The organism is Sphingomonas sp. 4RDLI-65 (assembly GCF_049472435.1).
Classification (GTDB): domain Bacteria; phylum Pseudomonadota; class Alphaproteobacteria; order Sphingomonadales; family Sphingomonadaceae; genus Sphingomonas.
On the sequence record NZ_JBCEBT010000001.1, the window covers coordinates 621992 to 648032 of the forward strand.

A 26041-nucleotide genomic window follows, 5' to 3' on the forward strand; every position below is an offset into this window, starting at 1 on the left:
CGCGTCCATCCGCTCAGCCTATCGGAACCCTCAGCATGTCCATCCGCGCCCTGTTCTGCGCATCAATTGCCTTCGGCGCAGTCGTCGCCACCGGCGCGCACGCGCAATCGGCGATTCCCACGTCAATTCCGGGCGCGACGTCCGCTGCGATCCCCGCCATTCCCGAACCGATGATCTTCGACATGGTGCGCCCGCTCGGCGCTCGTCGCGGCGAACTCGAAGTCAACGCGCTCGCGCAGGTCAATCTCAGCGGCCCCGGCCGGCATGTCGAATGGGCACCGGAGGTCGAATACGCCGTTGCCGACGGCTTCGCGGTCGAGATCGAACTGCCGTTCACCAACGGCCGGCTGACCGATTACAAGATCGGTTTGCAAGGCACGTTCGGCACGTTCCGCGGCGGCCGCAGCATCCACGGTGTTCAGTATCTGGGACTCCACAACCGCCGCGACGGCGGCTGGTCGAGCAGCCTGTTATATGTGCTCGGCAACCGCTTCAGCGAACGACTGAGTACGATGACGATGATCGGCGCGGGCGACGTGACGCTCAAGAGCACGAAGGGTACCGGGCTGATCGTCAATCACACGATTTTCTGGGACGTCGATCCGGACACCGTGCTTGGCTTCGAAGTGAACCGCCAGACGGGGGCGAGCCGGTATTGGCTGCTGATGCCGCAGCTCCACCGCGCGATCGGGCGGAAGGTGTCGGCGCAGCTCGGCGCGGGCGCCGAACGGAGCGCGACCGGACCGTTCCGCCCAAGGGCAGGCTTGCGCATAATTCGCGAGTTCTGAAATTGCCCTCGTTTGTAACCGTCCGCATGGCCAGACCCAGTAGCAAACGTTCGCGACTGGCTTTCCGCATCCCGCAAGCAGCGGTTCGTTGATGTGTCAGGGGATCGTAATTTTCGTTTGAACGGTCGGGTTTCTCGACATGCTTAGCCGTAAGCGTACCGGGTTGGTGGCGGGCCGCAAAAAGTGCATCGATCGATCGTGACGTTGTGCACGACGTACGCTAGCTCCAGCCGCGTGGACGTTCACGACTCTGTTAGCCGGGAAGGCATCGGTCAGGACGCGATCGTCGATGCCGCCATCCAGATAATCGTTCATAGCGGCTTTGCTGGATTGACGCTGCGCCCGCTCGCGTCGAGCCTCCACGTCAGCGTTGCTGCGATCTCGGCGCGGATGGGTACCAAGGACGAATTGATCGACCGCGTCGTCGATATCGCGGCGCAACGCGACCAGCTCTTCTTTGACAAATGGTCGGCTCTGGGTGCTCGGATCATGCCGGATGACAGCACCGTACGCGCCGCGCTCGCGGATCTGGCATTCCGGGACTGGATGACCACAGGGCGGCAACAGGCGATCTTCCTGATCGAGCTTGTCCACCATCACGCGCTGCAAAAGACGCCATCCCGCATACTCGATCAATGGCTCGCGCGAGCCGGCGCATTCTGGTCGGACCTGGTTTTCGGCTCCCCGACGCTTGCCGATCTGGCGCTGGGTTATGTGCTCGACGAGGCGGGGTTCGCGCTCGGCGCGAACGACGAACCTGCTTATGCGGCATTGCGCGTGCTGTGCCTGCAACGGCTCGCCGACGGGCTCCGGCCGCGCGGCGGCGCAGGCGGTATGGCCATCGAACGGCTGATCGCGTTGCTCGAACCGGACGATCTCTCCATTGCGATGCCCGACGATCCGAAGCGCCAGCGCATCGCCGACAGCGCCGCCCGGATCAGCGTCTCGCGGGGCATGGACGCGGTCACCCACCGCTCGGTGGCACTGGCAGCGGGGGTACCGGCATCGACCGTGGTCTATCATTTCGGGGGCCGAGCGGCGTTGGTCGTGGCGGGGCTCCATGCGGTAATCGCCCGTTTCCACGGTACACGCGACCGCGCACGTGCCGACAGGACCGCGCCGGGGGACGATGCGGAGGCGCGCGATCTCGTGAAGGCGACGTCGATGATCGCACTCGCCAGTGTACGCGAGCCGAGCCTGCGGCCCTATGCGCTCGACATGCGGCGACGGCGCGGCGAGAACATCCGCGCCGCCGATCTGGTGACGCTGGGATTCGGTTCGCGCGCCGATGCGGGGTTTGATCGCGCGACCGCGCAGGTCATCTCCATCGCGCTGTTCGGCATGCGGATGGTCGCCATGAGCCGCAACCTCCCGGAAGATACGTATTATCGCAGCGCGTTCGCGGCGCTCGATGCCTGGAACGACGAACGCGCCGACTGAGGCCGGGCTCTTGCCCCGCTGTCATCGAACGGGAACATCTTCGGCCTATGCGGCGTCGTGGACCGCGACATAACCAAACGGAGTGCGCCATCGGGCGGCCAGATGCTGGCGCTGTCGCTGCCCACCTGGGTCTTCGCCGGCTACGACCTCGCACGACGCACCTTCCTCGCCGCCTATCTCTCCTATGATCTGGGGTTGCCGATCGCGGTGGTCGGCTGGCTCGTGATCCTCGCCGGTCTCGCCGCGATCCCGGCGGAGATGGTCGTCGGCGCGCTGTGCGATCGCGGACCGGGGCGGTTCGGGCCACGCGTGTCGTGGATGCTGTGCGGCACCGCGTTGCTCGTCGCCGGTGGCGTCGTGTTGCTGTGTCTCGACCAAACGAGCAGCCTTCTGCTTGTAGCTCTCGCCTTGATCGCGCTGGTTGTCGGCTGGGCAATTTGCAATGTGACGCACGGCGCGTGGGCGCTGGAGGCGACGCGAGACGGCGCCGGTCGCGCCCGCGTGTTCGGCCTGCGGTCACTCGCAGGCATGCTCGGCGCGGTGGCGTTTTCATTGATTGGCGCGCTGCACACCGGGCACTGGTCCCCCTTCACGGTGATCTTGCTGGTGGTATCGATCGGCGCGCCCCTGGCCCATGCCGGCCTGATCCTGTTCGTTCCCGACCGCGCATCACCGCCAATAGCGTGGCATCGGAGCACGCTGCTGGACCCAGTGCGCCTGCTGTTCGCCAATCGCGAGAACCGCCGGCTTGCCGCGCTGTTCGCACTCAACGGCGCGCATACGGCGATCACCGGTACCGCCTATCTCTACCTCGTCGGCACCGCGCTTGCGCTTCCCGGTTGGGGACCGACCGGCGTCCTGATCCAGTCCATCTGCGCCGCGATCGGCATCGGCGTGGCGATTGCCGGTGGATCGCGCGTGCCGCCCGCGCGGACACTGCAAGCTGTGCTCTGGATCAACCTGCTGCTCGCCGCCTCGCTGATCGCGCTTCCCCCCGGCCGGCCGGCGGCACTGATCCTTTGGACGGCGCTGTTCGGCTTGGTATCGGCAGTCGATTTCATGGCGTTACGGCTCTTGCTCGGCGAGCGGCTCGATCTCGCGGCGCGCAACGGCGACGTCAACGCGCGTGCCGCGGCGCATTATGCCGGCTTCCACCTACCCTATAATCTGTGCGGTGCGCTGGCGACGGGCCTGTTGTTCGCGGGCTACCGGCTGCTCAGGTTCGATCCGGCGACAACCTACGGCGCTGAACATCCGTACGTCGCCGCTCAGCTCATGCCGGCCCTGTGCGCCGTGCTACTCATGGCAGCCTCGATCTGGTTGGTCCGACACCGGGAAAAAGGCGCTCGCGCTCGTTCCCCCAACGAAACGCCCTGCCCGGTTTAAAAATTTACGACAGCTGAACAACTGTAATTTTCCTGTCATCGAGCGCCCCTAGAGGATCGCAATGCCTGCCGGCAGATCGACGGTATTTGGGGAACACCACAGTGAAAATTTCGAAACTCGCGCGCCTGATGTCGGGAACGATGCTGCTTCTTTCCGGCGCGGCAGCTGAACAAGCGTATGCACAGACTGCTCCCCAGACGAGCGCGCCTGTAACGCCGGCAGCCGGCGCCAGCACCGATGGCGAAGGCCTGACCGATATCGTCGTCACCGCGCAGCGTCGTCTCGAAAAGGCGCAGTCGGTACCGATCTCGATCACGTCGGTCAGCGGCGAGCAGTTCGCGAAGACCGGCTATATCGGCCTCACCGACCTGCAATATATCGTCCCCGGCGTGCAGTATAATCCCACCCAGGGCGCCGCCTTCCAGATCCGCGGCGTCGGCAGCAGCTCGTTCGATCTCTCCAACGCCAAGTCGGTCAACGTCGTCGTCGATGACGTGGTCATGGACAACCAGCGCGACAACGGCCTGATCGGGCTGGTCGACGTGGCCCGCGTCGACGTGCTGATGGGGCCGCAGGGGACGCTGTTCGGCAAGAACTCGACCTCGGGCGTGATCTCGCTCACCACCAACAACCCGGTGATCGGCCAGACCTCCGGCGATTTCTACGGCAGCTATGGCGAGCGCAATGACCGGATCATCAACGGCACCGTCAACGTGCCGATCAGCGAGACCGCCGCGCTCCGCGTATCGGCATTCGAGCAGGGCCAGGACGGCGCCGGTCGCTATGTGACGATCAACCGCAACCTCAACCGCGTCGACGAATACGGGGTGCGCGCCAAGCTGCTCTACAGGCCGCTCGACACGCTCGAATTCGTGTTCGCGGGCGAATATACCCGCCATTACGACACGTCGGTCCGCACGCCCGTCGGCGGCCCGGCCGGTTCGGTCTTTGCCCCCTCCGCTGCCATAACCGCGCAGATGGCCGCGCTCGGCGTGGTCGCCAGCGAGAAGAACACCGACTCGCTGGACAGCTATCTCGGGTCGATCGGCATGACCAACAAGGGGGGTTCGCTGCACGTGAATTACGAGCTCGGCGACGCGACGCTGACCTCGATCACTGCCTACCGTGAGACCGTGTACGACAACGACACACCCGCCGATCTGCTGCCGGTCGACGTCAACGCGTATCTTCCGTTCAACATGGGCCGGCTGCGCTCGAAGAAGTTCAGCGAGGAGGTCCACCTCGCGTCGGCGACCGGGCATTTCTTCGAATATCTCGTCGGCGCGTTCTACAACAAGCTCAACGCCACCCAGACGCAGCTGCAATGGGGGCCGCTCGGCGCACCGGTATATGACGCGAACGGCGTAGGGATCCCCACGCTGTCGGCAAACACGGGCGCGAACGATCCCGTGACCGGCGCGCTGCTGGGCAACACCGTGCGGTTCAAGTCGTATAACGAGACCGCGGCGGTGTTCGGCCAGACCAAATTCACGTTCAGCCCGCAGTTCAGCCTGACGCTCGGTGGCCGCTACAATTACGACTGGAACGGTCAGTCGATCGGCTACTTCGACACCGATCCGCTGCCGATCACCGGCTATTCGCCGACCTTCACCGCGGCCAGCGCAGCGCCGACGGCGGATTTTCGCGACGGCTCGAAGAACGGCGGCAAGTTCACCTACCGCATCGCGCCGCAGTTCGTGATCAACCCCGACGTGATGCTCTACGCGAGCTATTCGACCGGGTACAAACCGGGCGGGATCGCGTTCGTCGGCAACAAATATAATCCGTACAATTCGGAAACGGTGAAGAGCTGGGAAGCGGGCATCAAGTCCGAATTCCTCAACCGACGCGTCCGCCTGAACTTCGATCTCTATTCGTCGAAATACACCGACTTCCAGGCGACGATCCTGACCCCGGTGACCACCGGCATCGGCGGTTTCATCCTCGCCTCGGCGATCGGCAACGCCCCCGGCCTGCGCTCGCGGGGCTTCGAGGCGTCGCTGGCGGTGAAGCCAGCGCGCGACTTCTCGATCGGCGGCGCGGTGACCTTCAACGACTCCAAGTTCACCGATTACGTAGCCAGCCCAACGGCGAACTACACCGGCACGCGCCTGACCAACGCGCCGCGCTGGTCGTTCACGATCAACGGCGACTATGGCACCGACATCAGCTCGGACCTGAAGGTGAAGGCGCATATCGACTATGCGTATCGCAGCAGCACGCAGACCGTCACCGGCGCGCTGCTCGGCGACTGGCTCGCCGCGCCGGTCAAGAACGCCGACGGCACGACCACGCCGAACGCGAGCTACTCGTTCATCCCCGCTTACGGCCTCGTGAACACCCGCCTGAGCGTCGCCAAGATCAACGACTCGGTCGAGGTCGGGGTCTACGCGCGCAACCTGTTCAACACGTATTTCTCGACCGGCTATCAAATCTACGGGTCGCTCGGCCTGCTCCATTACAGCACGCCGGTCGCGTATCGCACGCTCGGTGCTTACGTGAAATTCGGTTTCTGACGGTGCCGATCGAAGGGATATCCGCATGAAGAAACTCGCAATCGGCCTGACCATGACCTGCGCCGTATCCGCGCTCGCCGTCGCCAAGGATCGCACCCCGGACCTGCGGCTCAACCAGATCCAGGTCGTCGGTACGCACAACAGCTATTCGCAGGGCATCGATCCGCGCCTGATGGCCATGGCGGAAGCGGTGATCGGCCCCAAGCTCCTTGCCCGCACGAACACCCTGACCGGCGCGGCACAGGCCGCTGCACGCGAATATCATCCGAACCCCGGCACGATCACGCAGGGCCTGAACTATCGCTACACGTCGCTCGCCTCCCAGCTCGACGCCGGCATGCGCAGCCTCGAGATCGACATCAACAACGATCCCAAAGGCGGCCGCTACGCGCACCCCGCGGGTTACGCCGCACTGACGGCAAAGGGCATCGTCGACCCGCTGCCGCTCGACACCAACGACATGGAAAAGCCCGGACTGAAGGTCTTCCACATCGCCGATTTCGACGTGCGGTCGAGCTGCAACCTGTTCCGCACCTGCCTCGGCCAGTTGCGCACCTGGTCCGACGCGCATCCGAACCACGAACCGATCTTCATCCTGGTCGAAGCGAAGAGCGATCCGCTGCCGATCTTCCCCGGCTCGACCAAGCCGCTGCCGTTCGACAGCAAGGCGTTCGCGGAGATGGACGCGTCGATCTACGACGTCATCGGCCGCGATCATCTGGTGACGCCCGACGCCGTCCGCGGCGACTATCCGACACTCGAAGCCGGCGTCCGCGCGCATCACTGGCCAACGCTGAGCGCGGCGCGCGGCAAGTTCGTCTTCCTGCTGCTGACCGCGCTCGATCCGATCGCGCTCGCTGCCTATCACGAGGGCCATCCCAATCTGGAGGGTCGCGCGGCGTTCCTGCGTGCCAGCCCCGGCGACAGTTATGCCGCCTTCCTGCTGATGGATAACGCGACGATGCGCGCCAGGGAGATCCCCGCGCTCGTCAAGCAGGGCTATCTGGTCCGCGCGCGCGCCGATATCGAGACATACGAGGCCCGCATCAACGACCCTGCCCGCGCCAACCAGGCGTTCCGCAGCGGCGCACAGATCGTGTCGACCGATTTCTACAAGCCCGGCAACGGCTATGGCACGCCCTATGTGGTGCGGCTGCCCGGCGGCGGTGCCGCGCGCTGCAATCCGGTCAACGCACCCGCCGGCTGCACGCTGCCACGCTGAGCCATGATGTCGCTCGATTTCGGATGGGAATACGCATGACACGATCGTTCGCGGCGGGACTGGTCCTCGCGCTCATGGCCGGAACCGCAATGGCCAGGGATCCCGCCCCCGCGCGCGCGCTGCGCATCAACGACGTCGCCGTCATCGGCACGCACAACAGCTACAAACAGCCGATGCCCGCCGCGACGATGGCGAGAATCCGCGCGATCGATCCGGCGATGGCCGACGCGCTCGATTATTCGCACCGAAGCCTCGTCGAGCAACTCGACGCCGGCGCACGTCAGCTCGAGATCGACGTCAACAACGATCCGCAAGGTGGCCATTACGCGCGCGGATCGTCGGACCCGAAGCTGATGCGGCCGGGCTTCAAGGTGCTGCACATCCCCGGCATCGACAATGCGTCGAGCTGCGTGTTGCTGACCGAGTGCCTGACGATCGTCCGCGACTGGTCCGAAAAGCATCCGCGCCACGTGCCGATCATGCTGATGTTCAACGCCAAGGACGAACAGAATGCCGCGCGCGGCGGGATCGACGCGGTGCCGTTCGACGAGGCCGCCTATGACGCGCTCGACGCAGAGATCCGGTCGGTCCTGCCGCCCGGGAAGCTGATCATCCCTGACGACGTGCAAGGTCATTATCCGACGCTGCGCGACGCAGTGCTTGCCGACAACTGGCCGTTGCTGGAGGGATCACGCGGCAAATTCCTGTTCGCGCTCGACGAGCCGCCCGCGAAAGTCGCGGTGTACCGCGGCAAGCGACGCTCGCTCGAAGGCCGGGTGTTCTTCATCAACACCGACGAAGCGTCGCCCGCCGCCGCCTATCTGACGCTCAACGATCCGGTCCACGATGCCGACCGTATCCGCCGCGACGTCGCCGCCGGCTTCATCGTCCGCACCCGTGCCGACGCCAACACGCGCGAAGCCCGTGCAAACGACACCGTCCCGCGCGACACGGCGCTCGTGGGCGGTGCACAGTACGTCTCGACCGATTATCTATGGCCCGATCCGCGGTTCGCAGGCGGCTATCATGTTGCCTTGCCCGGCGGGCAGGTCGCACGTTGCAATCCCATACGCGCGCGTCAGGCCTGCGGCGATCTTGACGAGCGGCCGAAATGAACCGCCTCACGACTTTCCTTGATTGCGTTCGAACCTTGGACATCACGGATGAAGCAGAGTCGTGAAATTACGCAGTCCGGTCAAAGCTTTGGCATATCGTTAGACGGATTTCGGACCCAGTTGCGGACATTCACGTGACGGGGGACGATGTCCTGTGGCCGAGCAGAATAGAAGGCCGATTGAAGTCGTTCAGGCGAACACCGTGTCCAGCGCCACATAGAACGCCTTCATCTCCGGCGTAGAGCCGACCGTGACCCGACAAACCGTCGGCCAGCTCGACCACGACCGCCCGATCTCGACCCTCTGCGCACGAAATGCCGTGAAATCGAAATCCGCTCGAGATTTCAACAACTGCGCCCGCAACGCTGCTCGCGGGGAGTAGCATAGCCACCGGGCTACGATCACGGTCGATAGCAGCCCGCGGATCCTGCACGAAAAGTTCGCGCTACTGTATCGCGCGCACGGAAGCCGACCCTGCCGTTTCTGCGACGTTGGCCGAGCTTTGATGGATTTGGTAGTTATGCACCTGATAAACCGTCGATAATACTAGAAACTTTTGGACGACCTTACCGGTTTGGCGCTTGGGATCAACAGATCGTCGGCCACTCCGATCTGACTGTGTGACCCCTAACAAACGGGGCGCTCATGAAACAGCATCGTAGTTTTCCAAAGGTTGCCGGGCTTCTTGCCGTCGGCGTCACGGCGATGTCGCTCGCCGCGTGCGTCAATCCGTCGGCGAAGATCGCGACTTCGCTCGAGGGCTATGGCTTCCAGCCGGCGCAGTCGCAGTGCGTCGGCGACCGGCTAGAGGCGAACCTGTCGCTTGGCCAACTCCAGCAACTCGGTCGCGCGGCCAAGGCGTCGCGCGAAGGCGATACCACGCCGGGCCGCCTCACGGTCGGCGACTTCGTTCGCGTGTCGGGTCAGGTCAAGGATCCCAAGGTTCCGCTCGAGGTCGGCAAGGCCGCTGCTGCCTGCGGCATCCTGACCGCCCCCGCCTCACCACTCTAATCCGAAACCGCGGCATCTTGGCCAAGGCGTACGATGCCGCGCAACGGCAGACGTCAGGCCCCGTAGAGGGTTTCAAGGAACACAACCATGCAAGACGTAACCTATGCGGGCGATACGGTCGTATCGAACACCCGCGATTTCGGGGCGCAAGCCTGGAGCTATGTCGAGATCTGGACACCACGGATCATCGCCGCGCTGATCATCCTGGTGATCGGCTGGGCGATCGCGCGCGCCGTGAAATGGGGCGTCGCCAAGCTCGTCAACAAGACGCCGCTCGCGATCCACGCCAACGAGCCGAATGCCAACCCGCGCAACCCGACCACGATCGGCGCGCAGGTCGGTGATGCCGCCTATTGGGTCGTCCTCCTGATCGCGCTCTTCCTCGCGACGCAGCCGCTGGGCCTCGCCGGCGCGACCGGCCCGCTCGGCGACATGCTGCAGGGCTTCGGCACGGCGGTGCCGCGGATCATCGGCGCAGCGCTGATCTTCTTCCTCGGCTATGTGCTTGCCAAGGTCGCCAAGAAGGCGGTCGAGGCGGTCATCACGGCCAGCCATGTCGAGCGTTTCTCGACCCACGTCGGCGGGACCACGCCGGCCGATCCGACGATGTTGCCACGCACCATCGGGGGCATCGTGTTCGCGCTGATCATCATCCCGGTCTCGATCGCCGCGCTCGACACGCTCAACATCGCGGCGATCTCGCAGCCGGCAACCGCCATGCTGCGCATCATCCTCGACGCCATCCCGCACGTCATCGCTGCCGGCATGATCCTGGCCGTGGCCTATGTCATCGCCAAGTTCGCGTCACGTCTGCTGACGCAGTTCCTCGCTACCACCGGGTTCGACCGGACGATCGGTTCGATCGGTATCTTCGGCAACGCCGAGAACCGCGAGTTCGGCACGACCGGCCCTTCGACCGCTGCGTCGTTCGTCCCGTCGAAGACGGTCGGTACCGGCGCGTTCGTCGCGATCCTGATCTTCGGCCTGATGGAAGCGTTCCGCCAGCTGAACTTCGCCTATGGCTCGCAGATCATGGCCGAGGTGCTGACGCTGTTCGGGCAGGTCGTGTTCGGTGCGATCATCATCTTCGCATCGGTCGTCATCGCACGGTTCGTGGCGCACGCGATCGAGCGTAACGGCAACCAGGGCACGCACGTTGCTGCCCCCGTCGTGCGGATCGCGATCATCGTGCTCGGTACGGCGATCGGCCTGCGCTTCATGGGTCTGGCCGACGATATCATCAACCTGGCGTTCGGGTTGCTGCTCGGCGCGATCGCGGTGGCCTTTGCGCTGGCGTTCGGCCTTGGCGGTCGCGATGCGGCCGGCAATGCCGTCAAGCGGATGCTCGACGGTGCCAAGTCGACCGACGACCGCGCCACCCCGGCCATCGACGGCGACCGTACGACGAAGCCTTCAGGAATGGCTTCGATGGATCGTGGGTCGGACAGCGATCTCGCCCGACAGGACGACCGTAGCGACGTGCGGGACCCCACCGATCGCCCTCTCATTTGACCCTTCTCTCCCCCTGTAAACCAAAGGAAACCATCATGAACACCGACACCCTCACCGGCGCAGCCACCAACGTCAGCGGCAAGCTCAAGGAGACGCTTGGCGGCGCGATCGGCGACAAGTCGCTGCAGAGCGAAGGCGCCGCGGATCAGCTTGGCGGCACCATCCAGAAGACGGTCGGTCAGGCCAAGGATGTCGTCGAGGACAACATCCGTCCGCTCGTCGACTATGTCCGCCAGTTCTCGAAGGAGCGCCCCTTCACCGCCGCGGCAGTCGCCGGCGTGCTGGGTATTGCGGTCATCAACACCCTGCGCGGCAAATAAACCGCCAGACCTGACGCGTATAGCGGGTGGGGTGGCGTATCGCTGCCCCGCCCGATATCTTCGACCATAGGACGATATAGTGCGTCCAGCACGAGGCATCACAGCATGGCCGACACTCCATCACTCTCGAGCACTTCGACCGTCGCTGGCATTAACGATCCGGCAGTCCGACCCCGGCGCATTGCGACGGCGCGGCGTTTGGCAGCGGAAGTCATCGGTACGTTCTGGCTGGTCCTTGGTGGTTGCGGCGCTGCGGTATTGGCTGCAGGGGCCGACGTCCCCGGCACGATCGGCCTTGTCGGCGTGGCGCTGGCGTTCGGCCTTACGGTCTTCACGATGGCGTTTGCCGTCGGTTTCATCTCGGGCGGCCACTTCAATCCGGCCGTCAGCGTCGGCTTGACGGTCGCCGGCCGGTTTCCCGTCCGCGACCTGCCCGGCTACGTCATCGCGCAGATCATCGGTGGCATCTTGGGCAGCGCTGCACTTGCCGCGCTGGCATCGGGCACCGCCGGCTTCGACCTGGTCGCCAGCGGGTTCGCCGCGAACGGCTACGGCGCGCATTCGCCGGGCGGCTATAGCGCCGCAACCGCGTTCCTCGCCGAAGCGCTTCTCACGGCAGGGTTCCTGACCGTCATCCTCGGCGCCACCGACGAGCGGTCCCCGGCGGCATTTGCGCCGCTGTCGATCGGGTTGGCGCTGACGCTGATCCATCTCATTTCGATCCCGATCGACAACACGTCGGTGAACCCGGCGCGCAGCACGGGTCCGGCGCTGTTCGTCGGCGGATGGGCCCTGTCGCAACTCTGGTTGTTCTGGGTCGCACCGCTCAGCGGTGCCGCCGTCGCCGGCCTGCTAGGCCGCTGGCTGTTTTCCCATACCGATGAAGATCAGTCGCCGGGGCCGATCGGCGATACCCCGGTCGAACTGATGGTGGGCGATGACCGCAAGACTGCACCGCGTGACGAAAACTCATCAGGCAACCCCAAGGACGGCGAGCAGTAATTCAACGGGCCGGCAGCATAACCCCTTTCCCGGCAGCCTAAAGAACCGCTTTAAGATAATATTATAGTTAACACCGTCAATATTGGCATAGGTAACCAGCCTGACCTTTTGCTTTAGCTGTCCTACGGATTGTCGACCAACGCACCGTCGCCGGTCAGCCGTGCATGCTGTTTACCCTCACGGATAGCAAAGCATGGCAGAAGGCCGAGCGCCGGCACGACGAACTCCGCACAAGCGTCGAAACCGCGTTCTCGACGTCGTCGGCGTGCATGATGATCGTCGATCCGGCCGACAACGTCGTGACGGTTGCGAATGAGAGTCTGTGTTCTCTGCTCGGGTATTCGCGAGGTGACCTCACTGGTCGATCGACTGACGACATCGATATATGACCTTCGGGCATTGCATCCGGCTTCGTCCGTGCCGAGTGCGGACAGGGTCTCGAATGCGAGATTTCCGAAGCCACGATCATGATCGCCAACAAAGCCTACGCCCTGTGGACCTTTCAGGACGTCACCAATCGTCGGATAGACGAGCGCAATCTGGCCGCCGCGATCGAGGCTCAGACAATTTCTAAATGTTGCAGCACTGTCACACTGGCAAATAATTGCAAAAAGCGGCGCCAGGATAGGGTGACAATCATGTCCTTATCGATGACCTTGAAGGTCCGATAAGGTGGGGTACGAGTCAGATGAAAACAGGTTACACCTCAAAATCATTTTATTTTGCAACCATTTCGGCAATAGCTCTGGTTCAGGGGGCAGCATCGGCGCAGACTGCACCAGTTCCGGAGCCGGCCAATACGAGCGCTGCACAGGACGTGGCGCCAACCGCACTTGACGTGGCCGATCCCGCCCCGACCGATAGCGAAATTGTCGTGACGGGATCGCGCATTGCTCGCCCGGAAATTGACTCGCCAAGCCCGGTTGTGTCGATCAGCGCCGCGACGCTGGAGCAATCGGGTCGGACGAACCTGACGGACTTCCTCGTACAGAACCCCGCGCTGCTGGGCTCCACCACCAGCGCAAACCAGTCCGGCTCAACCGCGAGCTTTGGCGGCGCGGGCACGAACTTGCTGAATTTGCGTAATTTGGGCTCCAATCGTACCTTGGTACTGGTTGATGGACGCCGCCACGTTGCGGGACTTCCCGGCACGGCAGCGGTCGATATCAATACGATCCCCAAGGACCTGATCGAAAGCACCGAGATACTGACGGGCGGCGGGGGCTCCGCGATTTACGGTGCGGACGGCGTATCGGGCGTCGTCAATTTCAAGTTGAAGCGCGATTTCGAGGGGCTTCGCGTACGTGGACAGGCCGGCGCAACCGAGGACGGCGATGCAGGCAACCGGTTCTTTGCGATCACGGGCGGAAAGAACTTTGCCGGCGGCCGCGGCAACGTCGCGCTGTCGTATGAATTTACCGACGATGATCGACTGTCGAGCTTTCGTCGCGACGATACCGGCGACCCGCTGAAAACATATTCGTTCGCACGCCACGCGAATACCCCAGCGCTCAACGCAGGGCCCGACCGTATCTTGCAGAACAATTTACGCTATGCAGACAGTTCGCGAAACGGCGCGATCGATGTGGATTTCGATGGCCTGCCGGACTTCACCGGTGACGGTACCGTCTATAATCGCGGGCTGCTGCTGCCGGGTAGCCTTACCCAGGGTGGGGACAGCACACCGCTGGCGGGATATCAGGGCGATTTCCAACCTAAGAACCGCATCCATAATATCAATCTGCTGACGAGCTTCCAGATATCTCCCGCGCTGCGACTGTTCGCACAGGGCAAATATGCCAATACCAAGAGCTACACGATTGCGCAGCCGAGTTTTGACTTCTTTACCTTTCTAGCGCCGGACAACGCGTATCTGAATGACCGGTTCGGCACCCTCGCCTCCGATGGCGCCTTACTGTCGCGTGACAATTACGATCTGGGCGTACGCGGTGAATCGACCAAGCGAGAGACATTGCGCGGCGTGATCGGTGCCGACGGCCAGATTTCGGACCATGCAAAGTACGAACTATCCTATGTCTATGGCCAGACCAAGAGCCGGTTCCTGAGCACCAACTACCGTCTGGCCGACCGGTATTACGCGGCGCTCGACGCAGTGCGCGATCCATCAACGGGACGGATCGTATGCCGATCGAACCTCGATCCGGCAGGGCTGATCGATCCCAACAACTATGGCCAGGCGGCAAGTACATTCACGCCGGGCGCGAACAGCGGTTGCCAGCCCCTCAACCTGTTAGGCGACGGCGTAGTGAGCCAAGCGGCGCTTGACTTCATCAACGTCGATCTCGTCAATCGCTACAAGGTCCAGCAACACGTTCTCTCGGGATCCGTCTCCGGCGACGTCGGCCAGTTCTTCGAACTTCCAGGTGGCCCGATCGCGTTTGCGTTCGGCGGCGAATACCGGAAGGAGAAGAGCGCATTCGAATCCGATACCTATGCCGAGCAGGGCGCGTTGCTCGACTTGGCACAGGTGCTGCCGGAAAAAGGTAGCTTCGACGTCAAGGAAGCGTTCGGGGAGCTCAGCGCACCATTGCTCAAGGGCATGCGGTTCGCCGAATTGCTGAGCTTCGACGCCGCGATCCGTCTGTCGGATTATTCGACCGTTGGTCGTACCACGACCTATTCTCTGGGGGGCGTCTATGCGCCGATCCGCGATTTTCGTGTTCGTGGCACCTATTCGCAGGCAGTTCGCGCGCCGAACATCACCGAACTGTTTTCGCCCACGAACGGGACTTTCTCGTTCATCGACGATCCGTGCGACGCCGAAAATCTGCCCGAAGGTACGCAATATCGCGTCGCAAATTGCCAGGCGACGTTGACCGCGGCGGGTTTGAGCCCGGCACAGATCGCGGCATTCAATCCGGTCAACGATCCGTCGGCGACGGTCAGTCTGCCGGGCCGCACAGGCGGCAACCGCAATCTTCTGGAGGAAACAGCCAAGACCTGGACCGTGGGTGTCGTTCTGCAACCACGCTTCCTGCCACGCCTGACAATCACCGCGGACTGGTTCAACGTGAAACTAAAGAATGCCGTCCGTACGGCCTCGGCGCAGGAACTGGTTGACCTGTGCGTCGACCAGCCCTCGCTCGACAACGTTTACTGTGCCGACGTTACACGTAGTGGAACGACCGGCTATGTCAGCGATTACTTTCTCGCGCCGCAGAACGTCGCCGCGTTCCGCACGTCGGGACTGGACTTCAGCTTGACCTATACGCTCGACGTCTCGCCTCAGGTCGGCGCGTTCAGCTTGCGGGTAAACGGGAGTTACCTGGACACGCTGACCTTCGTGCCAACGCCAGGCGCCGAAGTCGAGGACAGCCGCTTGCTACCATCGGCACCCAAATATAGCGGCCAGACGGACCTGACTTGGACGAACGGGCCGCTGACACTCAACTATGGCCTGACGTATCAGAGCAAGACGCGGCGCTTTACGGTCGACCAGATTACCGCGAACCCGAATTATGCCGATCCACAGTACTTCTTCTATCGGGAACGCTGGGAGCACGACATTCAGGCATCGGTGAGAGCTGGCGATCGGTTCAGCTTTTACGGTGGCGTGAATAACCTGTCGGGTAAGATTGGTGATGTCGGCAACCGGACGGGCATCGGGACGCCCTACAATGTGCTGGGCCGCGTTTTCTATGCTGGCGCACGCATGTCGCTCGACAAGCTTTTTTAAAGTAAGGTCCCACCCGTTGCCAGAATTCGCGCGGGTGGGGCTTTATCGAGTGTATAATCAATTCTGGATTTTGGCGGCAGGCCCCCCCCCCGATCTCCATTAGCCGTTTGTCTCTACGTGATAAGACTTCGAAGCGTCCAGCACGACGGTTCAAGGCTGTAGAAAGCAGCCGCTGAGCTTGATACCATCGGCTATGTCCATCACTACCGCAACACGCATTGCGCCTCTGCTGATCTTTCTCACGCTGGGTGCGCCGTCGATGGCCGAGGAAAAGCATCCGGCGCGGGGCGTCCGCTTCGTGGGACCGGTCGAGAGAATGGCCGCCGCCAGCCTATCCGAACTATCGCCTACTATAACCCTGTTGGCGGCGATCGATCCGATGCACCCGCTAGACCAGGAAGCCGCTGGCCAGACGCTGAGTTTGTTCGGCAGGGAAGATCTGATCGCAGCAAGCAGCACCGATTATCAAGCCAATCGATGCGCGCCGCTCAAGGCGGCGTCGGACGTCCTGACCGAGATCGAGCGACGCGCGCGGAAGACGTCGGTCGTCATTATCAATGAGAGCCACGAGCGCTCGGAACATAGGGGGTTCAGCACAGCGCTTGCGACCCGGCTGCGACCGCTAGGGTTTGATACGCTGGCACTGGAGACCTTGTCTCCGTCGATGCCCGGCACGCCAGAGCAATATTTGCCGTCGTTCGTCCGGCAGCCAACGCTGCCCTATTTCGAGGACGGCGACGGCCATTACCTCTCGGAGGCGGGATACGGGCGACTTGGTCGACGCGCCAAAGCGCTCGGCTATCATTTCCTCGCCTACGAGTTCATCGATGAACATCAGGCGGCTGACGCTACGATGGAACAGCGAATTGCGACGCGCGAGGAAGGGCAAGCGCGAAACCTAGCTGCATACGTGCACGATCATCCCGGTGCGAAGCTGCTGATCCACGTCGGTTATTCTCACGCCACAGAAGCGCCCCGCGCTGACGGCACCCGATGGATGGCCGCGCGGTTCAAGGAGATGACCGGGATAGATCCGCTCACCATCTCGCAGACCGTCTGTCGCGGCGGCGGTGAGAAGGTTCAGTTGTCCGCGCTGCCGGCTGATGAGCCGGCCGGCACGTTCGACATAGTCGTCGATCATCCCACCGCGCGCTTTGTCCATGGGCGCCCGGCATGGCGACAGCAGGCGGGTGATCTGCCGGCGAGCATCCCGCGCGCTTTCTATCCAACGAATGGCTGGACCGTCGTCGAGGCTCGCCCGGTTGGCGAGCCGGCCGCCTCCGTTCCGATGGATCGAATCGCGATCCGTGCAGGGGATGACGTCGCGCTGATGTTGCCGCCCGGACGCTACCAATTGCGGGTCATTGATATGGGACCGTGGCGGGCGCCACGGGTATCAGACTAGCGGTTCCAACTTGGAGGCATAAATAGTTTTGCGCAATTATAGACATTGCCCGATAATTTTTCATACCATCCTAGATATGACTAATATCTTCAAGTCAAAACTATTTCCAGATATCTATTTAACTAGTCCTTTTCGCTTCTCAAAGCTCGGATATCATCGCCACATTGATAGCATTTAATACGGTTCTGACGCCTTCCCGGCACCGCGCTCAAATTTCAGAATCTCTATCGATTTTATCTGGACTCATCCCGCAACATGCAATAATATAGTTGCTGGCCGGGACAAGTTGATTTGGCGCACCGGTTTTTATCGCTAAAGATATTAATCGATCTTCCCATAAGCTCGCGGACTCAACCGGCCTGTTGCCCTCAACAAGGCAGCCTGCGCGACCAGCACGTCGGCACGCGCCGCCGCAACCGCGAGTTGCGCCCCGCGGTAACTCTGGTCGGTAACGAGGATGTCGATGGTGGAGCGCAGGCCAAAGCCGTATTCGGCGCGTACGCCCTTGAGCGCTAGATCGGCAGCGGCGAAGCCGTCGATGGTCGCCTGCAACCGGGTTTGCGCGGCGGCGAAAGACGCCCAGGCAGTGTCGGCGCTGCGGATCGCCTCGCGGAGAGCGGCATCTGCCTGGAAACGTTCGGCGCGATTGGTCGCTTCGGCTTGGCGGATGCGCGAGGGCACAAGGCCACCAGTCAGCAACGGCAGTCGAAACGCGACACCGGCCGATGCTGCTGCTTCGTACCCGCGCACTACGTCCTCCGCGATCCGGCCGCCGCGACCATAGGCTCCGGCGAAATCGAGCGACGGTGCGCGTTCGGCACGGGCCTGGTCGATCCGGGCCGTGGATGCATCGACCACGCGGCGTTGCTGGAGCAGCGTGGGGTTGCCCGCCTGCGCGGCGTTGCGCGCCTCTTCACGGTCGATTGGCAGGACGGCAGGTGGCGCGATCTCGGCTGACAGGATACCGGCATCTTGCCCTACTACGGCGCGGTAAGCAGCCCCGGCGATGGCCAGCGCACCCTCGGCATCGGCAAGGTTCGCGACCACGGTTGCGCGCTGCGCCTCCAGTTGCGCCACGTCGGTACGCGTCGCCTGCCCCAATCCGAACCGTGCACGCGCCTCGGCCACCTGATCGTCGAGCCGCTCGATGCCGACCCGTGCCACCTCCACGGCCTGCTGATTGTAGAGCAGATCGGCGTAAGCTCCGACGACGCCCTCCAGGATCGCAGCTTCGGTATCGCGGACAGCTTCGGCACCGGCCGCGACGTCGCCGTTCGCGGCACGGATTGCCGATCGTACCCGACCTCCGGTCCAAATCGGTAGCGCTACGCTCACCGATGCCGATCCTGCACGGCCATAGCCCAGGCGGTCATACCCCGCCCCCGCGTCTGCGGACACGGTCGGGCGACCGAGCGCACGCGCCTGCTCCGGGCTCTCGGCGAGCGCATCCTGACGAGCCCGCGCCGCGGCGAGTTGCGGATTGGTGGCATAGGCCGTCGCTATCGCCTCGCGCAGGGTTTCCGCCGAAGCCGGCGTGGCGAGGAACGCCGCGCCTACCAGCGCCAGCCACTTAGTCATGGCGGAGCGCCCAGGCCGGAGCAGCACGGCTTGCACGGAGCGACTGGCCCAGCACGGTCAGCACTGCGATCGCGAGCGCGAGCAGGCTGGCGCCGACGAAATAGAGCGGCGATAGCGTGATCCGGTCGTCGAACCCGGCCAGCCACGTCCGCATCGCTACAAAGGCGAGCGGCCATGCGATGACGTTGGCGAGCAGCACGGGGCGGAGAAACTGGCCGACCAGGAGCATGACGATATCGGCGGACGACGCGCCGAGCGTCTTCCTGATCCCGATCTCCCGGATCCGTCGCGCGGTGTTGAACGAGGCCAGCCCCCACAGCCCGACGCAACCGATCAGCACCGCCAGCGCTGCGCCGATGCCGAACAGCCGCGTGGCGCGGTCGTCGGTCTCATAGAATGCGTTCAGGCGGGAGTCGGCGGTATCGGCAGCGAACGGCACCTGCGGCACGGTCCGCTGCCAAGTCTTCCTGACCGCGTCGAGCATCGCGCGCGGGTCGCCCGCAAAGCGGATCGAGGCGACCGCCGTGCCGGTACGCTCGGGCTCGCGGTAATAGATATAATAGGCCGCGCTGTTGGGCTCGCGGGGCGAGGAAAAACGCATGTCGTCGACCACGCCGATGATCGTCCGCGGCCGGTCGCCGCCGACCGTCTTGCCGACCGCATCCTCCGGCGAGCGGAAGCCCAGCACGGCGACCGCGCGTCGGTTGATGACGATGGCTATCGGCGCGCCTTTCGCGCGCGACGGATCGTCGTCCGCGCGGTGCGCCTCGTCGAAGACCCGGCCGGCGAGCAGACGGGTGCCGTAGACCCGGAAAAACTCTGGTCCGACGATCGACCAGCGGAGCGACGGTCCGGGACCGCTCACGCCCGGCAAGGGTACGTTGTCGCTATTGTCCTCGCCGCTGCCGCCGACCGCGGTGTTGCCGACGGCGACACCGGTAACACCGGGAAGATCGCGGATCGCCGCGATGACCGCGCGACGCTGCGCACTGTCGACGAGGCTGTCACGCATCGACAGGAGCACCAGCAGCCCCTCGCGCCGGAAACCGAGATCGGACTGGCGAACATGGCGGGTCTGCGCGACCAGTACCGTGGTGCCGATCATGAACGCGATCGCCAGCGCGAACTGCAGCACGACCAGCGCCTCGCGCGTGCGGGTTCCGGCACGGCCGCCGCCTGGGGAACGCGCCGACGCCAGCACCGCCGCCGCGGGAAACCGCGACAACAGCACCGCCGGATAGAACCCAGCGACGATCCCGACCACCACCGCGAGCACCGCCAGCGCGGGCACGACGAGCGCATAGGGAATGCGCAGCGACAGGCCACCGGCGGCATTGACCAGCGGCAGTCCGAGTTCGGCGAGGATCAGCCCGGTCAGGCCCGCGACGATTACGGTCAGCACCGCCTCCCCCAGGAACTGGCGGACCAGCGTGGCGCGGTCGGCACCCAGCACCTTGCGCATCGCCACCTCGCGCGCGCGCAGACCGGCGCGTGCGGTCGCCAGGTTGACGTAGTTCACGACCGCGATGACCAGCGTCAGCAGCCCGACCAGCCCAAGCGTCACGACGGTGATCTTGCGGCTGGCGCTTTGCGATCCGGTCGGTTCGAGATGAAGCCGGTCGATCGGCAGAACGGCGATCCGCTGCGTGTCCCACGCATTCTTGCCGAGATCGGCCAGCCCTCGCCGGTTAACGAACGACGGCATTCTTTGCGTAAACGCACGCGCCGCGGCCGGCGTGTCGAAGCGCAGGAACGTCTGGAGCGACGTGCTGCCCCAGTGGAACCAGTTCTCCGACGGCGGGGTCCGTGGCAGCGGGATCAGGATCGAGAGCCGCAAGTCGCTGGTCTTGGGCAGGTCGCGGAAAACGCCGGCGATCTGGTAGTTGGTCTGCGCATCGGTCGCGATCGTCAGCGTCTGGCCGACGGGGTTGGTGGTGCCGAAATACTTGCGCGCCACGCTCTCGCCGATCAGCGCGTTGGTCGGGCTGGCAAGCGCGGCGCGGCCGTCGCCCCGCGCCATCGGCAGGTCGAATACCCGGAAGAACGATGCGTCGACCTGCGCGACGTCCTCGGCCGTCGCGACACCGCCGCGGATCACCGATCCCCCGTTCTCGCCGCCGCGGATGCGCGTGCCGACGATACCGGGAAAATCCTCGCGAAGCTGGTCCAGCAGGCCGCCCATCGTGTTCGGATAGGCGCCGTTCACGGGGCTTCCAGGCAGGTTCCACACCGTCTGCACGACATAGATGCCGTCGTGGCGCGGCAGCCATTTTTCGAAGCTCGTCTCGAACCGGACATAGAGCCCGAGCACGAGAAAGACGGCGATCCCCACCGCCAGCCCGCCGATGTTGAGCGCCGCATAGAGCCGGTGGCGGGTCAGCGACCGGTAGAGGGAGAGCAGGGCGAAGCGGTTCATTGCGGGTGATCCGAACGAGAGGAGATGGCGACGGGATCAGTCATGGCGCAGCGCCCATGCGGGCGCGGCACGACTGGCACGGACCGACTGGCCGACAATGGTGATCAGCGCGATCGCGAGCGCGAGCGTGCTCGCGCCGACGAAGTAGAGCGGCGACAGCGCGATCCGGTCGTCGAACCCGGCCAGCCACGTCCGCATCGCGACGAAGGCGAGCGGCCACGCGACCAGATTGGCGATCAGCACCGGCCGCAGGAACTGGCCGATCAGCAGGCGGACGATGTCGGTCGACGATGCGCCGAGCGTCTTCCTGATGCCGATCTCGCGAATCCGCCGCGTCGTGTTGAACGAGGCCAGCCCCCATAGCCCGACACAGGCGATCAGCACCGCCAGCCCCGCGCCGATCCCGAACAGCCGCGCGGCATGATCGTCGGCCTCGTAGAATGGCGCGAGCCGTTGTTCGGCAGTCTCGACCGACAACGGAACCTCGGGTGCTAGCCTGCGCCATGTCGCGCGCACCGCGTCCATGACGGCTTTGCGGTCGCCCGCGTAGCGGATCGCCGCCACCGGGGTCGGCGGCATGTGACGATAATAGACGTAATACGTCGCCTGGTCGGGTGCGCGTGGCGCGTAGAAGCGGAGCTGGTCGATCACACCGATGATCGTGCGGGGCATGCCGCCGCCGACCGTCTTGCCGATCGCTTCGGTTGGCGAGCGGAATCCAAGCGCCGCCGCGGCCTTGCGGTTGATGACGATGTTGCGGCCCTTCGGCCATGCCTTCCAGTCGGTCGAATCGTCCGCGCCGTGGGCATCGTCGAATAGACGTCCGGCAAGTAGCGTCACGCCGTAGGTGCGGAAGAAGCCTTTGCCCGCAATGATCGTGGCGACCGACAGGCCCGGAGGGGGGCGTCCCGGTATGTCGATCACGTCGACATTGGCAGTACCGTCGCCGCCCGGTCCGGTCCCTCCGACACCGACGGACTCGACACCGGGCAGCGCGCGCATGGCCGCGAGGATCGCCGTCGCGCGGGCCGGCCAGATCGCCTTGTCCAGCAGCGAGGGGACGGTCAGCAGGCCCTCGCGGCGAAACCCGAGATCAGCCGTGCGGACATGCGCGGTCTGCGCGGCGAGGATCATCGTGCCGGTGACGAACGCGATCGCGAGGCCGAACTGGAACACTACCAGTGCCTCGCGCAGATGCGTTCCCGCACGCCCCCCGCCCGGCGCGCGCGCCGACGCGAGCACCGCTGCGGCGGGATAGCGCGACAGCAGCAGCGCAGGATAGAAACCGGCGAGCAGACCAACGACCAGCACCAGCAGCGCCAGCGACGGCACGACCAGCGCATAGGGGATCCTGAGCGCCAGCCCCGCCGCCGCATTGACGAACGGCAGCCCGAGTTCGGCGAGGATCAGGCCAAGCAAGGCCGCGAGCGCTGCGGTGGCGATCGCCTCGCCCAGGAACTGCCGGATCAACGCAGCCCGGTCGGCGCCCAGCACTTTGCGCATCGCCACCTCGCGCGCGCGCAGGCTGGCCCGCGCGGTAGCGAGGTTCACATAGTTCACGATCGCGATCAGCAGCGTCAGCACCCCGACGATGCCGAGCGTCGCGACCGTCAGCTTGCGTCCCCCGCTCTCCTCGCCGACCGGTCGCAGATGCGCGGCGGCGATCGGGACCAGCGGCAGCGAGAAGATATCGGTCGGCGCCGGCCCGAGATCCTGCCCGGCATGGCGTTTGATGAAGGCCGGCATCGCCTGCTGAAACCGCTGTGCCGCACCCGGCGTCTCGAACCGCAGATAGGTCCAGAGCGAGGCAGTGCCCCATTTATACCACGCCCATTCGGCGGGTGGCGGCGTCCGCGGGATCGGCAGCAGGATCGAAAAATGGAGATCGCTGTTGGCCGGCAGATCCTCGAACACGCCCGCGACGCGGTAATTGGCGGGTGCATCGACCGCGATCCGGATCGTCTGCCCGACCGGATCGGTGGTGCCGAAGAATTTGCGCGCGGCGGAGCGGCTGACCAGAGCTGCCGCCGGGTCGGCCAACGCTTCCGCGCCCTCCCCGCGCACCATCGGCAAGTCGAACACGTCGAAAAACGCCGCATCGACCTGCGCGACATCCTCCTTGGTGGCGTCGTCGCCGCGCAACACGGTGCCGCCGCCCTTGCCGCCGCGGATACGCGTGCCGACGAGGCCGGAAAAATCCTGCCGCATCTGTTCGAGCATGCCCGACATGGTTCCCGGATACGCGCCGTTGAACGCGTTGCCCGGCAGATGCAGCGCGCTTTGCACGACATATATGCCCCGGTGTCGCGGCAACCACGTCTCGAAGCTAGTCTCGAACCGGACATACAGGCTCAGAACCAGGAACACGGCGATGCCAACCGCGAGCCCGCCGATGTTGAGCGCGGCATGCAGCTTGTTACGCGTGAGCGACCGGTAGAGCGAGAGCAGGGCGAAACGGTTCATCGCGCGCGGGACCTTTCGAGAGCGAGAGGATGGCTCAGATCGCGCGTGCGGCGGACGCGACGATGCGGCCGTCGAGCATGTCGATGCGCCGCTTCGCCATGTCGGCGTGGCTCGGCGAATGCGTGACCATGATGATCGTCGCGCCCTCGTCATTCAGTCCGGCCAGGATATTCATCACCTGCTCGCCATTCGCGGTGTCGAGGTTGCCGGTCGGCTCGTCGGCGAGGATCAGCTTGGGCGCTCCGACGATCGCACGGGCGATCGCGGCGCGCTGCTGCTGTCCGCCCGACAGCTGGTGCGGATAATGCCGCGCACGGTGCGCGATGCCGACCTTGTCCATCGCCGCGGCCACCCGCGCCCGCCGGTCTCCGATCCCCTTGCCGGCCCCGCTCTTCTTGCCAACATCATCCTTGCGATAGGCCAGCCCAAGCGCGACGTTCTCCTCGATCGTCAGTTCGTCGATCAGGTTGAAGCTCTGGAACACGAACCCCAGCGTGGCGCCGCGGAACTGCGCCAGCGCCTTCTCGTCGAGCGCGGCGAGATCGCGATCGTCGAACAGATACTTGCCGCCGGTCGGACGATCGACGGTGCCGAGCGTGTTGAGCAGTGTCGACTTGCCGCACCCCGACGGGCCCATGATCGCAACGAACTCGCCCGCCTCGACGTGCAGGTCGATATCGGCGAGCGCGGTCGTCTCGACCTCGTCGGAAACGTAGCGGCGCTGGATATTCTCGAGATGGATCACGGGAAGCCCCTTTCTAGCGGAGGTTGAGGATGTCGCCCTTCACGGACGCTGTACCGGAGGTGACGATGCGATCGCCGGTGGCCATGCCGGACAGGATCTCGACCTGTTCGGGATTGCGCCGACCGGTCTTGACCGTTTGGCGGCGAGCGTGACGGCTGTCGGCGTCGAGCACGAAGACCGACGCGCCGCCGCCGGATTCCAGCCAGCTGCCGACCGGCGCGACGAGTGCGGGGGCGGTGCTGCCCAGCGTGATCCGGCTATCGAGCGTCTGGCCGCGATTGAGCCCGGCCGGCGGGGCGGACACGAACGTCAGTTCGACGCGGAAACGCCCGTCCTTGACCGCCGGCAACACCTTCGACACGCGCAGCCGTGCGTCACCCGCCGTTGCCGTCTGCCCCACCGCGACGCGCCCGAGATAATATTCGTCGACGTCCGCTTCGAGTTTCCACGAGCCTTCGCTGTCGACCTGCCCCGCAGGGTCACCAGCCTTGAGCGTCTGGCCCGGCTGGATCGTGAAATTGGTCAACCGCCCACCCGCCGGCGCACGGATCACCAATGCGTCCAGACCGGCACGCACCGCCGACAGGTTGCTTTCTAACCGACCGCGCGTATCGTCGAGCCGCTGGCCTTGCGTGGCCGTGATCCGCGCCTCCGCCGCGCCGCCGGATTGCAACTGCGCGAGGCGCTTTTCCTGGTACGCCGCCTCCTCGGCGAAGCTGCGCACCCCCGCATCCGACACGAAGCCTTTGTCATGCAGTTGCTGGCGGATCCCCAGTTCGCGGCGCGCCTTGATCAGGTCGTAGTTCGCCTGTGCGATCTGGCCGGCGCGATCGAGGCGGTTACGTTCGATCCCCAGATTCTCACCCGCGACGCTGCCGAGCTGACTCGCGATCTGCGCCTCGCGGGTCAGCACGTCGAGCTTCAGCGTCGGGTTGGCGAGAGTCGCGAGCGGCTGGCCTTCGACGACCATCGTACCGTCCTGCACGAGCAGCTTCTCGACCTGTCCGCCCGACAACACGCCGACCAGCGTCGTGACGCGCGGCGCAACGGTAGCGCGCACCGGCAAATAGTCGGCGAACGGTGCACGCTCGACGATGCCGGTCTCGACGTCGGCAACGGCCATGTCGGTCGATCCGCTGGCCGGCAGGAACCGCCACACCAACGTCGCAGCGACGATCAGCGCCACCGCGATAAGCCCGCGCGGGTTGCGCCACCAAGGCGCCGCAGGCCGGTCGACCCGGCGGTCCATCGCCGCGCCCGCGAGCGGGCTGGCAGAAGCAGTTGCGTGTACGGGCTGTTCGGGCATCATGGTGCCAGTGTCGCCGATCACCGGCCGAAAGACTAAATCGTTATGGATCAGCCGCTTAACATGATGACCCCGCCAAGCGGCCGTTCGAAAATGGACGCACCGTCCACCAATGGACG

The 26041-nt window shown here is 64.5% G+C and carries 18 protein-coding genes; 13 read left to right on the forward strand and 5 right to left on the reverse strand.

Annotated elements, in window-relative coordinates:
• Positions 1-35 precede the first annotated feature (35 nt).
• The 13 genes from VH567_RS02655 to VH567_RS02715 all read left to right on the forward strand — a co-directional run bounded on the left by VH567_RS02655 (position 36) and on the right by VH567_RS02715 (position 17414).
• A complete protein-coding gene (locus tag VH567_RS02655) occupies positions 36-788 on the forward strand; it encodes a hypothetical protein (RefSeq protein WP_423322924.1) in 753 nt (250 codons plus the stop codon).
• A 234-nt stretch (positions 789-1022) separates the two neighbouring features.
• The gene (locus VH567_RS02660) at positions 1023-2228 is read left to right on the forward strand and encodes a TetR family transcriptional regulator (RefSeq protein WP_423322926.1); all 1206 of its coding nucleotides are present in this window, start codon (positions 1023-1025) and stop codon (positions 2226-2228) included.
• A 57-nt stretch (positions 2229-2285) separates the two neighbouring features.
• A complete protein-coding gene (locus VH567_RS02665; protein ID WP_423322928.1) occupies positions 2286-3614 on the forward strand; it encodes an MFS transporter in 1329 nt (442 codons plus the stop codon).
• A 140-nt stretch (positions 3615-3754) separates the two neighbouring features.
• The gene (locus VH567_RS02670; protein WP_423322930.1) at positions 3755-6130 is read left to right on the forward strand and encodes a TonB-dependent receptor; all 2376 of its coding nucleotides are present in this window, start codon (positions 3755-3757) and stop codon (positions 6128-6130) included.
• A gap of 25 nt (positions 6131-6155) precedes the next feature.
• Positions 6156-7352 (forward strand): phosphatidylinositol-specific phospholipase C1-like protein, encoded by a 1197-nt coding sequence (locus VH567_RS02675; protein WP_423322932.1) that lies wholly within the window; start codon positions 6156-6158, stop codon positions 7350-7352.
• Between the two features lie 35 nt (positions 7353-7387).
• The gene (locus tag VH567_RS02680; protein ID WP_423322934.1) at positions 7388-8467 is read left to right on the forward strand and encodes a phosphatidylinositol-specific phospholipase C1-like protein; all 1080 of its coding nucleotides are present in this window, start codon (positions 7388-7390) and stop codon (positions 8465-8467) included.
• Between the two features lie 645 nt (positions 8468-9112).
• The gene (locus tag VH567_RS02685; protein WP_423322936.1) at positions 9113-9478 is read left to right on the forward strand and encodes a hypothetical protein; all 366 of its coding nucleotides are present in this window, start codon (positions 9113-9115) and stop codon (positions 9476-9478) included.
• 87 nt (positions 9479-9565) lie between these two features.
• Positions 9566-10990, forward strand: a complete 1425-nt coding sequence (locus tag VH567_RS02690) for a mechanosensitive ion channel (protein WP_423322938.1) — start codon at positions 9566-9568, stop codon at positions 10988-10990.
• A 35-nt stretch (positions 10991-11025) separates the two neighbouring features.
• The gene (locus VH567_RS02695) at positions 11026-11310 is read left to right on the forward strand and encodes a CsbD family protein (RefSeq protein WP_423322940.1); all 285 of its coding nucleotides are present in this window, start codon (positions 11026-11028) and stop codon (positions 11308-11310) included.
• Positions 11311-11490: 180 nt separating this feature from the next.
• Positions 11491-12312: an aquaporin Z gene (gene aqpZ / locus VH567_RS02700; protein WP_423323694.1), complete on the forward strand. Its 822-nt coding sequence runs from the start codon at positions 11491-11493 to the stop codon at positions 12310-12312.
• A 164-nt stretch (positions 12313-12476) separates the two neighbouring features.
• Complete coding sequence (locus VH567_RS02705; protein ID WP_423322942.1) at positions 12477-12701, forward strand: PAS domain S-box protein; 225 nt, start codon at positions 12477-12479, stop codon at positions 12699-12701.
• Positions 12702-13000: 299 nt separating this feature from the next.
• On the forward strand, positions 13001-16009 hold the full coding sequence (locus VH567_RS02710; RefSeq protein WP_423322944.1) for a TonB-dependent receptor plug domain-containing protein: 3009 nt from the start codon (positions 13001-13003) through the stop codon (positions 16007-16009).
• A 193-nt stretch (positions 16010-16202) separates the two neighbouring features.
• Positions 16203-17414, forward strand: a complete 1212-nt coding sequence (locus tag VH567_RS02715; protein ID WP_423322946.1) for a hypothetical protein — start codon at positions 16203-16205, stop codon at positions 17412-17414.
• A gap of 321 nt (positions 17415-17735) precedes the next feature.
• Here the strand turns inward: VH567_RS02715 and VH567_RS02720 are convergent, their stop codons facing one another.
• The 5 genes from VH567_RS02720 to VH567_RS02740 are packed head-to-tail and all read right to left on the reverse strand — an operon-like array spanning position 17736 to position 25946.
• On the reverse strand, positions 17736-18992 hold the full coding sequence (locus tag VH567_RS02720) for a TolC family outer membrane protein (protein WP_423322948.1): 1257 nt from the start codon (positions 18990-18992) through the stop codon (positions 17736-17738).
• Complete coding sequence (locus VH567_RS02725) at positions 18985-21408, reverse strand: ABC transporter permease (protein ID WP_423322950.1); 2424 nt, start codon at positions 21406-21408, stop codon at positions 18985-18987. The genes VH567_RS02720 and VH567_RS02725 overlap by 8 nt, the downstream gene beginning before the upstream one ends.
• 36 nt (positions 21409-21444) lie before the next feature.
• Positions 21445-23871, reverse strand: coding sequence for an ABC transporter permease (locus tag VH567_RS02730; protein ID WP_423322952.1), 2427 nt, complete (start codon positions 23869-23871; stop codon positions 21445-21447).
• A 34-nt stretch (positions 23872-23905) separates the two neighbouring features.
• Positions 23906-24616 carry an ABC transporter ATP-binding protein gene (locus VH567_RS02735; RefSeq protein ID WP_423322954.1) on the reverse strand — a complete coding sequence of 237 codons (711 nt, stop codon included), beginning with the start codon at positions 24614-24616 and terminating at the stop codon, positions 23906-23908.
• Positions 24617-24629: 13 nt separating this feature from the next.
• Positions 24630-25946 carry an efflux RND transporter periplasmic adaptor subunit gene (locus VH567_RS02740; protein WP_423322956.1) on the reverse strand — a complete coding sequence of 439 codons (1317 nt, stop codon included), beginning with the start codon at positions 25944-25946 and terminating at the stop codon, positions 24630-24632.
• Positions 25947-26041: the final 95 nt, after the last annotated feature.

Coding starts and splice junctions, on each gene's coding strand:
- VH567_RS02715 (WP_423322946.1), top strand. CDS start 16,203: ATGTCCATCACTACCGCAACACGCATTGCGCCTCTGCTGATCTTTCTC.
- VH567_RS02695 (WP_423322940.1), top strand. CDS start 11,026: ATGAACACCGACACCCTCACCGGCGCAGCCACCAACGTCAGCGGCAAG.
- VH567_RS02730 (WP_423322952.1), bottom strand. CDS start 23,871: ATGAACCGTTTCGCCCTGCTCTCGCTCTACCGGTCGCTCACGCGTAAC.
- VH567_RS02670 (WP_423322930.1), top strand. CDS start 3,755: ATGCTGCTTCTTTCCGGCGCGGCAGCTGAACAAGCGTATGCACAGACT.
- VH567_RS02725 (WP_423322950.1), bottom strand. CDS start 21,408: ATGAACCGCTTCGCCCTGCTCTCCCTCTACCGGTCGCTGACCCGCCAC.
- VH567_RS02710 (WP_423322944.1), top strand. CDS start 13,001: ATGAAAACAGGTTACACCTCAAAATCATTTTATTTTGCAACCATTTCG.
- VH567_RS02675 (WP_423322932.1), top strand. CDS start 6,156: ATGAAGAAACTCGCAATCGGCCTGACCATGACCTGCGCCGTATCCGCG.
- VH567_RS02685 (WP_423322936.1), top strand. CDS start 9,113: ATGAAACAGCATCGTAGTTTTCCAAAGGTTGCCGGGCTTCTTGCCGTC.
- VH567_RS02720 (WP_423322948.1), bottom strand. CDS start 18,992: ATGACTAAGTGGCTGGCGCTGGTAGGCGCGGCGTTCCTCGCCACGCCG.
- VH567_RS02680 (WP_423322934.1), top strand. CDS start 7,388: ATGACACGATCGTTCGCGGCGGGACTGGTCCTCGCGCTCATGGCCGGA.
- VH567_RS02655 (WP_423322924.1), top strand. CDS start 36: ATGTCCATCCGCGCCCTGTTCTGCGCATCAATTGCCTTCGGCGCAGTC.
- VH567_RS02705 (WP_423322942.1), top strand. CDS start 12,477: ATGCTGTTTACCCTCACGGATAGCAAAGCATGGCAGAAGGCCGAGCGC.
- VH567_RS02690 (WP_423322938.1), top strand. CDS start 9,566: ATGCAAGACGTAACCTATGCGGGCGATACGGTCGTATCGAACACCCGC.